At 44.4% G+C, this 9,436-nt stretch carries 9 protein-coding genes and 2 pseudogenes; 6 read left to right on the plus strand and 5 right to left on the minus strand.

Translation table 11 applies throughout. The annotated features are described in order from the left end of the window. From trpF to trpA, 3 genes are all read left to right on the plus strand, one after another. Positions 1-286: phosphoribosylanthranilate isomerase (gene trpF, locus C3Z13_RS00650; protein ID WP_483860522.1), on the plus strand; the 286-nt coding region annotated here is incomplete at its 5' end. A 21-nt stretch (positions 287-307) separates the two neighbouring features. Beyond that, positions 308-1,483 (plus strand): tryptophan synthase subunit beta, encoded by a 1,176-nt coding sequence (gene trpB / locus C3Z13_RS00655; RefSeq protein ID WP_103854677.1) that lies wholly within the window; start codon positions 308-310, stop codon positions 1,481-1,483. 17 nt (positions 1,484-1,500) lie between these two features. Next, entirely contained in the window at positions 1,501-2,307 is an 807-nt protein-coding gene (gene trpA, locus C3Z13_RS00660; RefSeq protein ID WP_103854678.1) for a tryptophan synthase subunit alpha, read from the plus strand. A 1,225-nt stretch (positions 2,308-3,532) separates the two neighbouring features. Here trpA and C3Z13_RS00665 read toward each other — a convergent pair. The 5 genes and pseudogenes from C3Z13_RS00665 to C3Z13_RS00685 all read right to left on the minus strand — a co-directional run bounded on the left by C3Z13_RS00665 (position 3,533) and on the right by C3Z13_RS00685 (position 7,140). Next, positions 3,533-3,739 (minus strand): hypothetical protein, encoded by a 207-nt coding sequence (locus C3Z13_RS00665; RefSeq protein WP_245872486.1) that lies wholly within the window; start codon positions 3,737-3,739, stop codon positions 3,533-3,535. A gap of 38 nt (positions 3,740-3,777) precedes the next feature. Further along, the gene (gene xseA / locus C3Z13_RS00670; RefSeq protein WP_103854680.1) at positions 3,778-5,106 is read right to left on the minus strand and encodes an exodeoxyribonuclease VII large subunit; all 1,329 of its coding nucleotides are present in this window, start codon (positions 5,104-5,106) and stop codon (positions 3,778-3,780) included. Between the two features lie 2 nt (positions 5,107-5,108). Next, entirely contained in the window at positions 5,109-6,305 is a 1,197-nt protein-coding gene (locus tag C3Z13_RS00675; RefSeq protein ID WP_103854681.1) for a ribosomal protein uL16 3-hydroxylase, read from the minus strand. 127 nt (positions 6,306-6,432) lie between these two features. Further along, a pseudogene (locus C3Z13_RS00680) lies at positions 6,433-6,709 on the minus strand (RnfH family protein); the annotation flags it as partial. After that, complete coding sequence (locus C3Z13_RS00685; RefSeq protein WP_103854682.1) at positions 6,709-7,140, minus strand: type II toxin-antitoxin system RatA family toxin; 432 nt, start codon at positions 7,138-7,140, stop codon at positions 6,709-6,711. The pseudogene C3Z13_RS00680 and the gene C3Z13_RS00685, both read right to left, overlap by 1 nt. 100 nt (positions 7,141-7,240) lie before the next feature. On the opposite strand from C3Z13_RS00685, the gene C3Z13_RS00690 reads away from it, so the two are divergent. The 3 genes and pseudogenes from C3Z13_RS00690 (at position 7,241) to ychF (ending at position 9,433) form a co-directional block, all read left to right on the plus strand. Next, complete coding sequence (locus C3Z13_RS00690; protein ID WP_103854683.1) at positions 7,241-7,657, plus strand: EamA family transporter; 417 nt, start codon at positions 7,241-7,243, stop codon at positions 7,655-7,657. A gap of 50 nt (positions 7,658-7,707) precedes the next feature. Then, positions 7,708-8,301 (plus strand): annotated as a pseudogene (gene pth, locus C3Z13_RS00695) (aminoacyl-tRNA hydrolase). Between the two features lie 31 nt (positions 8,302-8,332). After that, complete coding sequence (ychF, locus tag C3Z13_RS00700; protein ID WP_103854684.1) at positions 8,333-9,433, plus strand: redox-regulated ATPase YchF; 1,101 nt, start codon at positions 8,333-8,335, stop codon at positions 9,431-9,433. Positions 9,434-9,436 lie beyond the last annotated feature (3 nt).

The following is a 9,436-nucleotide window of genomic DNA, read 5'->3' on the forward strand; positions in this document are numbered from 1 at the left end:
AAGTGCGGTGAAAATTGAGCCAATTTCTCAAGTTGATCGCTATGTGTTAGACAGCCAGCTCGCGCATCAACAAGGCGGCACGGGGCAAGCCTTTGATTGGTCGCTCATTCCTGCTGAAATCAAAGATAACGCAATGCTCGCTGGCGGCATTAATCAGGAAAATTTAGCCCTTGCCCTATCGCAACATTGCTTAGGGTTGGATATTAATTCAGGGGCAGAAAGCAGCGCAGGCGTGAAAGATGCCACTAAATTAGCGCAATTATTTAAACAAATTTTAGATTATTAAGTAAAAGGAACAATAACGATTATGTCAGAAACGCAACTTAATCCTTATTTCGGCGAATTTGGCGGAATGTATGTGCCAGAAATTTTAGTCCCAGTGCTAAAACAGCTGGAACAAGCCTTTGTGGAAGCACAAGCCGATCCCGAATTTCAAGCAGAATTTCAAGATTTACTGAAAAACTACGCAGGACGCCCTACGGCATTGACGCTGTGCCGTAATCTTACCAAAGGCACAAAAACCAAACTTTACCTAAAACGGGAAGATTTATTACACGGCGGTGCGCACAAAACCAACCAAGTTTTAGGGCAAATTTTGCTCGCTAAACGAATGGGCAAAACGCGCATTATCGCCGAAACAGGGGCTGGTCAGCACGGGGTTGCCACCGCACTTGCTTGTGCAATGTTGGATATGCCTTGTCGGATTTATATGGGGGCAAAAGATGTGGAACGCCAATCGCCAAACGTGTTCCGTATGCGTCTAATGGGGGCGGAAGTCGTGCCGGTGGAGAAAGGATCTTGCTCGCTCAAAGACGCTTGTTGCGAGGCGATGCGGGATTGGTCGGCTAATTATGATACCACTCACTATTTACTTGGCACGGCGGCAGGGCCTCACCCTTTCCCAACTATCGTGCGTGAGTTCCAAAAGATGATCGGGGAAGAAACCAAACGTCAAATTTTGGAAAAAGAAGGACGTTTGCCTGATGTGATTATCGCGGCGGTGGGCGGTGGCTCAAATGCTATCGGAATGTTTGCAGATTTTATTGATGAGGCGAATGTGCGTTTAATCGGCATTGAGCCAGCGGGCAAAGGCATTGCCACAGGGCAGCACGGTGCGCCACTTCGCCACGGCAAAGTGGGGATTTATTTCGGAATGAAATCGCCAATTATGCAAACAGAAGATGGGCAAATCGAAGAATCCTACAGCATCTCAGCGGGCTTAGATTTTCCTTCCGTAGGGCCACAACACGCCCATTTGCACGCTATCGGGCGTGCGGAATATGAAAGCATTACCGATGATGAAGCCCTTGACGCATTCCAAGCACTGGCGAAGCACGAGGGCATTATCCCCGCGTTGGAAAGCTCGCACGCCTTAGCCTATGCGTTGAAATTAATCCAACAAAATCCAGAAAAAGAACAACTCATTGTCGTGAATTTATCGGGACGCGGTGATAAAGATATTTTCACTGTGGACAAATTTTAACGGAAAGGGAAAATCTAATGAGCCGTTTTGAAACCTTATTCGCCCAACTTAACACCAAACAGCAAGGGGCATTCGTGCCATTTGTAACCCTCTGCGATCCTGATTTCGATCGCTCATTTGAAATTATCTGTACCCTTGTGGATAACGGCGCAGACGCACTTGAATTAGGCTTCCCTTTTTCTGATCCCTTATTAGACGGCCCCGTGATCCAAGCAGCGAATAACCGTGCATTAAACGCAGGTTGTAGCACGGCGGAAAGTTTTGCCTTGCTAGCTAAAGTGCGGTCAAAATATCCTGAAATTCCAATCAGCTTATTGCTCTGTGCTAATTTGATTTATGCACAAGGGCTAGATCATTTCTATCAACGCTGTGCGGAAGTGGGCGTGGATGCGGTATTAGTGGCAGATATTCCCCTACTCACCGCCGAGCCTTATATTCGTGCAGCCCAAAAACACGGCGTACAACCCGTTTTCATCTGCCCACCGAATGCCGATGATGCCACCATTCAAGGCGTTGCCCAACACAGCGAAGGCTACACTTATTTAGTGTCCCGTGCAGGGGTAACCAGTGCCGAAAACCAAAGCCACGCAGCGAATTTAGATACGCTAGTAGAACAACTTAAAGCCCACCAAGCACCACCAATCCTACAAGGTTTCGGCATCGCCCAACCTCCACAGGTTAAAGAAACCTTACAACTAGGTGCAGCGGGGGCTATTTCTGGCTCTGCCACGGTTAAAATCATCGAACGCAATTTAGACAACCACGCAAAATGCTTAAGCGAACTGGCTCAGTTTGTGAAAGCGATGAAAGGTGCCAGTTTGTAGAATATTTTGTTATCCACTCCGATAACGGTGCACCTTCCGCTTCATTGCACTAGGCGGCATAAGTTGCTTATCTAAATGGTGGGATTGACTTAGGGATTTATCCTGAACGGCTTAAGCCTGTGCGTCTGAACAAAATGGTCGGCACGAGTGGATGTATAGTAGTTTAAAGGCGAATATTACTCAAGTTGCATTTGACTTGATAGCAAAGCGTGCTAAATAAATTTCGTCAAGGCTACAACAACTATCCTTCACATGAAGGGATTGGAAGAAAAACACCCGCTGCACTTTATCTGCCTTGAACTCATGTTTATACGGATAAAATTGAGCCTTACGTTATGGTAATACAGAACTTCGTAAGATAAAAGGGAGTGGTGAGGCTAAGTGGCTTGATGAGACATATTACCTGACGCAAGTCTTGGCTAATGAACTGGTTGCCTTTATTCCTCATGCAGATAGTGTTTGGCGTATTTATTACCAACAACAGGCAAGTGCCGTTTCTTCGCTGGATTGCAGTGTGAATATTGGATCTAAAAAGTCGATGTGCTTACAGCAAACGATAAATACGAAACTCATTACAAACATACTATGGAGCAAAAAGGCTTCACCATTGCGCTAAATATATCCCTGTGATGCAGGCGATACAAAATACAATGGTAGCAGCGAACACTGCTTGGAGTACTTATTGAAGCAGGTGAAAGCTTAATGAAAGCTAGCAAGTCAGTGATCTAAATATTAAGGTATCTAGCAAAAAATATAGCGAATAAAAAATGGCCATTTAACCCTTTGACCTTTTCGGATAAGCCCTTTCCTCTTGGAAAGCCCCAAAAATCCCTTGGGGGACTTCCCTTTTGTTTTTTCGTAATATTGTCTTGTTTCCAATACAATAAATACACTATGGAATGTTCTTTAAGATGATAAAAAATACTATCAGAGAAAATTGCGTTTTACCAAAAACCATAAATCAAGTGTCAAATTAGCTTGAAATTTATTGCTAATCACCCCATATACAATAAGTCATTTTGTTTAGAAGTGAACTATGAACGATTATGTAAACAACCTTCATCGTGTTTTGTGGATCATTGACACTCGGGAATCAGCATCGCAACGGTATAAACCTTGTTATTTCGCTCAAAAAGCCAAACACGACGTTTTTTCACCAATTATACTTATACTGCGCACAGGTTTACCCCTCTGCGAAAACCACCAAAATAGCTTTTCTTCCCCATCAAGAAAAATTCTCAGAATCCTTATTTTTCAGTGATGATTTGTTTTCGATTTGCTCAACACGGCTATAAATCACGCCATTCATTAGCTGTGTTTTCACCCGCTCTCCCACTTGCACTTGATGAGTATCAGTAATTGCAATGCCTTGTTCATTTTCAGAAATGGAATAACCACGGGAAAGAATTTTTAGCGGGCTTAATCCGTCCAAGCGTTGGCACAAGGTGGCAAAACGCCCTTGTTTATTTGTCAGCAGTTTTCTGCGCTAAAATCTAACCGCACTTGTAATTGTTGCAAATGTTGCGCTTGTTTTTGTAAGCGATAAGGCAGCGGATTATTATTCAGCCACTCATTAAGTGCGGTGAAATTTTGCTGTTTTTTTGCCAAATAATGCTGCATTGCGAGCCTTAAACCATAGCCTAGCTGTTGGATCTGGGCTTTTTGCTGATTAAGCTGTTTTTGTGGGTGGCGATTTTGCAAGCGTTGGCTAAGTTGCTGTAATCCTTGTTGTTTCGCGGAAAGGTTGCGTTCCATAGCCAAATGCAAACGCTGGTGCTGTACGGCAATTTGCTGTTGCGATTTTTCCACTGTCCGTTGCATTGCAAATTGCAAGCGGTAAGCAAGCTGTTCTAGCTGGGCTTTTTGTTGATTAAGTTGAATTTGTGGATGACGATTTTGCAAACGCCACACAAGCTGATTTAAGGCTTGGCTTTTTTCATTAAATAGACGATCTAACGCCATTTCTAAACGCTGACGTTTATAGTTAAGCTGTTGCAATAATTCTTGCTGATCACGGCTTACTAATTCTGCCGCCGCAGAGGGCGTGGGCGCACGCACATCGGCCACAAAATCGGCAATGGTAACATCGGTTTCGTGTCCCACCGCGCTGATCACAGGGATCACGGAATTAAAAATCGCGCGCGCCACCGCCTCTTCATTGAAACACCATAAATCTTCTAGCGAACCGCCACCGCGTCCCACAATAAGCACGTCCACTTCTTGACGGCGGTTGGCTAGTTCGATCATTTGTACAATTTCATCAGTGGCTTCTTTGCCTTGCACGGCGGTGGGATAAATCACCACGTTCAGGCTAGGATCGCGCCTCTGTAAAATATGCAAAATATCTTGCAACGCCGCCCCTGTTGGTGAAGTTATCACGCCCACTTTGCGGCTAAAGTGCGGTAGATTTTTTTTCAGATTTTGCGCAAACAATCCTTCCGCAGCCAATTTCATTTTTAAGGCTTCAAATTGCTGTTGCAACAAGCCCTCACCAGCAGGGTGCATACTGTCGATAATCAGCTGATAATCACCGCGCGGCTCGTATAAACTCACACTGGCACGCACCAACACTTGCATTCCATTTTGCGGACGAAACGGCACACGCAGATTTTTCATTCGGAACATTGCGCAACGCACTTGGGCATTTTCATCTTTCAAGGTGAGATACCAATGCCCCGAAACAGGTTGGGTGAAATTGGAAATTTCCCCCGTGAGCCACACTAGCCCAAGCTGCCCCTCCAATAATTGGCGAGCCTGCTGATTGAGCTGTGAAACGGAATAAATCGCACTATTTTCCATTTTTAATCCAACAATACCCAGCCATCATCAAGCCAGTTGCATAGGCTGTCTAACAATAATTCCATTACGCTTTCTTTATCTTGCACGTCAAGCATTAAGGCTTGCAAATCGCCTAAGCCAAGGCTTTCGCCATCTGCTAAACGTTTTAAAATTTGTGCTTCAAGGGGATTGAGTTCATCTAGCCATTCGCCATTGGCATAAATACGCAGCGGCTGCTCGGTGTAAAGCAATTTGCAATTATTATCTTGTGAGAGCAAACAATCTTCCTCCAAAAGCGACCGCACTTCGTCAGGATCGTACTCCCCTTCCGTTGGCAATAATTCGTAACGTCTGCTACTTACTGTGCTTGCTAAGGCTTGTTTAAATAAAGCGTCAAATTGCGGGCTTTCGGCAAGGCTGGCAAGAAATTGTTGTTTAATGGTAGCGATATTTTGCTGTGCCAATAAACCTGTGGGTTGAAGATCTGGGCTAAGGCGCAGTGGAATTAAAAATTCGCTTAGATCCAATTCTAAATTCGGTTGATTAAAGGCTTTGCCCACATTTTCAAAAATATCCGCCAAATTAGGATAACGCAAGCCGAAAGAGAACGTTAGACAATCATCTTGCGCCACGCCATAATGGGATAAACGCGAAGGTACATAAAGCACATCACCGGGTGCAAGTACTTCATCAAGCACCAATTCGCCCATATCATCAAAAATACGGATCGGCTGGTTCGGTTTGAACTCGGTGGTTGGATCGCACCATTTGCCAAGTTGCCAACGGCGGTGTCCGTAGCCTTGCACAAGGAACACGTCATATTCATCATAATGTCGCCCTACTGAGCCACCTTGCGGCGCGTAAGACACCATAATATCGTCCCGTTGCCATTGCGGAATAAAGCCAAAGGCGTTCCAAAGCTGACCTAATTCTGGCAACCATTGTTCCATATTTTGCACCAGCACCGTCCATTGTGTTGGCACATCAGCAAAATCTTCCTCTGCCAGCGGGCTAACGTTGAGTTCCCAATTTTCATCGCTGTTTTGCTTAATTAAGCGTGCGGTAACCTCTTCGCCTTGTGCCAATTCAATAATATCTTCTGGCTCAAACTGCCCCACAATTTGTGGCAGACCATTGCGAATTAATAAGGGTTTCTTTTGCCAATATTCTGTCAAAAATTGTTCTGGGCTAATGTGATCAGGTAAACAAAATTTAATCATCGCCTTGTTCCTCTTGAGTTGAAGATGGTGTTGCCAATTGGGATACAGATTGTTGATCTTGGGCTAATTGTTTTGCGCGTTTTTTCGCTTCTTTTTCAGCTTGCTTTTGCGCTTGCTGTTCTTGCAGCTGCTGTGCCGCACGCTTACGGCGGATCTCTTTAGGATCAGCCAATAACGGGCGATAAATCTCAATGCGATCGCCATTTTCTAGCACATCGGTGAGCTTCGCAGGGCGGCTGAAAATGCCAATTTTATTTTCGCGCAAATCAATTTCACTAAATTGATGCAAAATGCCCGATTGCAAAATCGCTGTTTGCACTGTTGTGCCTTGCTCCATATGCAAGGTTTTCAAAAAATAACGATCAGGCAAGGCAATAAGCAATTTCAATTTTTAATTTAGACATTAGGCGTAAACCTCCTTAGCGCGTTGCTTAAACGAATCGATCATTTTGCTGGTAAGATGGGTAAAAATCTGCCCGAATGCCATTGCAATAATCGGATTAGAAAATTCAAAATCCAGTTTTAAGGCAATTTTACAGCACTGCTCATCAATTTCCGTAAATTGCCATTCCCCTTGCAAAAACTTGAAAGGCCCTTCCACCAATTGCATTTGAATACGCTGATTTTCCACCATGGTATTTTGCGTGGTAAAACGCTGGCGAATGCCTGCTTTGCTGATCACCAATTCTGCCGTAAGCTGATTTTGCTGACGGCTTAGGGTTCGGCTTTCCACACAGCCCGGCACAAACTCAGGATAGCGTTCATAATTATTCACCAAATCATACATTTGTTTGGCACTGTAAGGCACTAAGGCACTTTGATTAACACTTGGCATTTTATTTATACTTAGTATTTTTCTCTAAAAAAACTTTGCTATTATAGCGAATATCAAACAAAAGTGCGGTGATAAACACACGAAAAAATAAGGAAAATCGATGAATTGGGTCATTTTCGCCATTGGTTCAGCATTTTTCGCAGGGCTAACCGCCATTTTCGGCAAGCTCGGTGTGGAAGGCATTAACAGCAACCTTGCGACATTTATCCGCACCATTGTGGTACTTGTGGTTGCAGGCGGCATTATTACTCTGCGCAACGAATGGCAACTGCCCCAACATATCGCCACCAAACCCTTTATTTTCCTGCTATTATCTGGCGTTGCTACTGGGCTTTCTTGGCTCTGTTACTACCGCGCCCTGCAACTTGCCCCTGCCTCTTGGGTTGCCCCGATTGATAAACTGAGTGTCGTCATCGCCATTGTGCTAGGCGTAGTGCTATTAGGCGAACCAATCAGCTTAAAACTCATCATCGGATCAATTTTAATTTTGAGCGGTGTATTGGTGTTGGCGTTGTAGCTGTTTTTTCGCTACAATAGCCCACTATTTTTTGTCCAGTTAAAGAAAGTATGTCAGAAATTAAACTCATTGTTGGGCTGGCTAACCCCGGCGATAAATATGCCGATACGCGCCATAATGCAGGGGAATGGGTGATTGATCGCCTTGCTCGTCAATTTAATTTTCAGCTGAAAGAAGAAAGTAAATTTTTCGGTAAAACGGCAAGAGCGGTGATTTTTGGCGAAGAAATTCGTTTTCTCGTTCCTACCACCTTTATGAATTTAAGCGGTAAAGCGGTGAGTGCATTAGCCAATTTTTACCGCATTAAACCTGAAGAAATTCTGATTATTCACGATGAGCTTGATCTCCCTCCCGGCGTTGCCAAAATTAAGCAAGGGGGGCGGACACGGTGGACATAACGGTTTGCGTGATAGCATTGCTCAACTGGGTAATATAAAAATTTCTACCGTCTGCGTGTAGGCATTGGACACCCCGGTGATAAAAATCTGGTTTCTGCCTATGTGCTAGGCAAACCTTCGCCAAGCGATTGGCAACTGATTGACAAAGCCTTAGATGAAGCCGCTGCGTGCGTGGAAATTCTCATCAAAGAAGGCATTACAAAAGCAACAAATCGACTCAATAGCTTTAAAGCGCAAAATACTTAACGCTTTAACATAACACAATTAAGGAAACATTATGGGATTCAAATGTGGTATCGTGGGCTTACCAAACGTGGGTAAATCCACCCTTTTTAACGCATTAACAAAAGCAGGTATTGAAGCGGCAAACTATCCGTTCTGTACCATCGAACCAAACACCGGCGTTGTGCCAATGCCAGATCCGCGTTTAGATGCATTAGCGGAAATCGTTAAACCTGAGCGTGTATTGCCAACCACAATGGAATTTGTGGATATTGCAGGCCTTGTAGCTGGTGCAAGCAAAGGGGAGGGGTTGGGCAACAAATTCCTTGCGAATATTCGTGAAACGGACGCCATCGGCCACGTTGTGCGTTGTTTTGAAAATGATGACATCGTTCACGTTGCAGGGAAAATCGATCCTGCTGAAGACATCGATACCATCAACACCGAGCTTGCACTGGCTGATTTAGATAGCTGTGAGCGTGCCATTCAACGCTTACAAAAACGCGCTAAAGGTGGCGATAAAGAAGCGAAATTTGAATTAAGCGTAATGGAAAAAATTCTGCCCGTGTTAGAAAATGCGGGAATGATTCGCTCAGTAGATTTAGACAAAGACGAATTACACGCCATTAAAAGCTATAACTTCTTGACCTTAAAACCGACAATGTATATCGCTAACGTAAACGAAGACGGTTTTGAAAATAACCCTTATCTTGACCGCGTGCGTGAGATCGCAGCCAAAGAGGGAGCGGTGGTTGTGCCTGTGTGTGCGGCGATTGAATCGGAAATCGCAGAACTTGACGATGAAGAAAAAGTGGAATTTTTGCAAGATCTTGGCATTGAAGAACCGGGCTTAAACCGTGTAATTCGTGCGGGTTACGCCTTACTCAATTTGCAAACCTATTTTACCGCAGGGGTGAAAGAAGTGCGTGCGTGGACAGTTTCCGTAGGCGCAACCGCACCAAAAGCCGCTGCCGTTATTCATACGGATTTTGAAAAAGGCTTTATCCGCGCTGAAGTGATTTCTTATGATGATTTCATTCAATACAAAGGCGAAAACGGCGCAAAAGAAGCAGGCAAATGGCGTTTAGAAGGAAAAGATTATATCGTGCAAGATGGCGATGTAATGCACTTCCGTTTAATGTGTAATTTCTGCTAAACA

The sequence above is a fragment of the Avibacterium endocarditidis genome, assembly GCF_002921145.1.
Classification (GTDB): domain Bacteria; phylum Pseudomonadota; class Gammaproteobacteria; order Enterobacterales; family Pasteurellaceae; genus Avibacterium; species Avibacterium endocarditidis.

Coding starts and splice junctions, on each gene's coding strand:
- trpB (WP_103854677.1), top strand. CDS start 308: ATGTCAGAAACGCAACTTAATCCTTATTTCGGCGAATTTGGCGGAATG.
- trpA (WP_103854678.1), top strand. CDS start 1,501: ATGAGCCGTTTTGAAACCTTATTCGCCCAACTTAACACCAAACAGCAA.
- xseA (WP_103854680.1), bottom strand. CDS start 5,106: ATGGAAAATAGTGCGATTTATTCCGTTTCACAGCTCAATCAGCAGGCT.
- C3Z13_RS00675 (WP_103854681.1), bottom strand. CDS start 6,305: ATGATTAAATTTTGTTTACCTGATCACATTAGCCCAGAACAATTTTTG.
- C3Z13_RS00685 (WP_103854682.1), bottom strand. CDS start 7,140: ATGCCAAGTGTTAATCAAAGTGCCTTAGTGCCTTACAGTGCCAAACAA.
- C3Z13_RS00690 (WP_103854683.1), top strand. CDS start 7,241: ATGAATTGGGTCATTTTCGCCATTGGTTCAGCATTTTTCGCAGGGCTA.
- ychF (WP_103854684.1), top strand. CDS start 8,333: ATGGGATTCAAATGTGGTATCGTGGGCTTACCAAACGTGGGTAAATCC.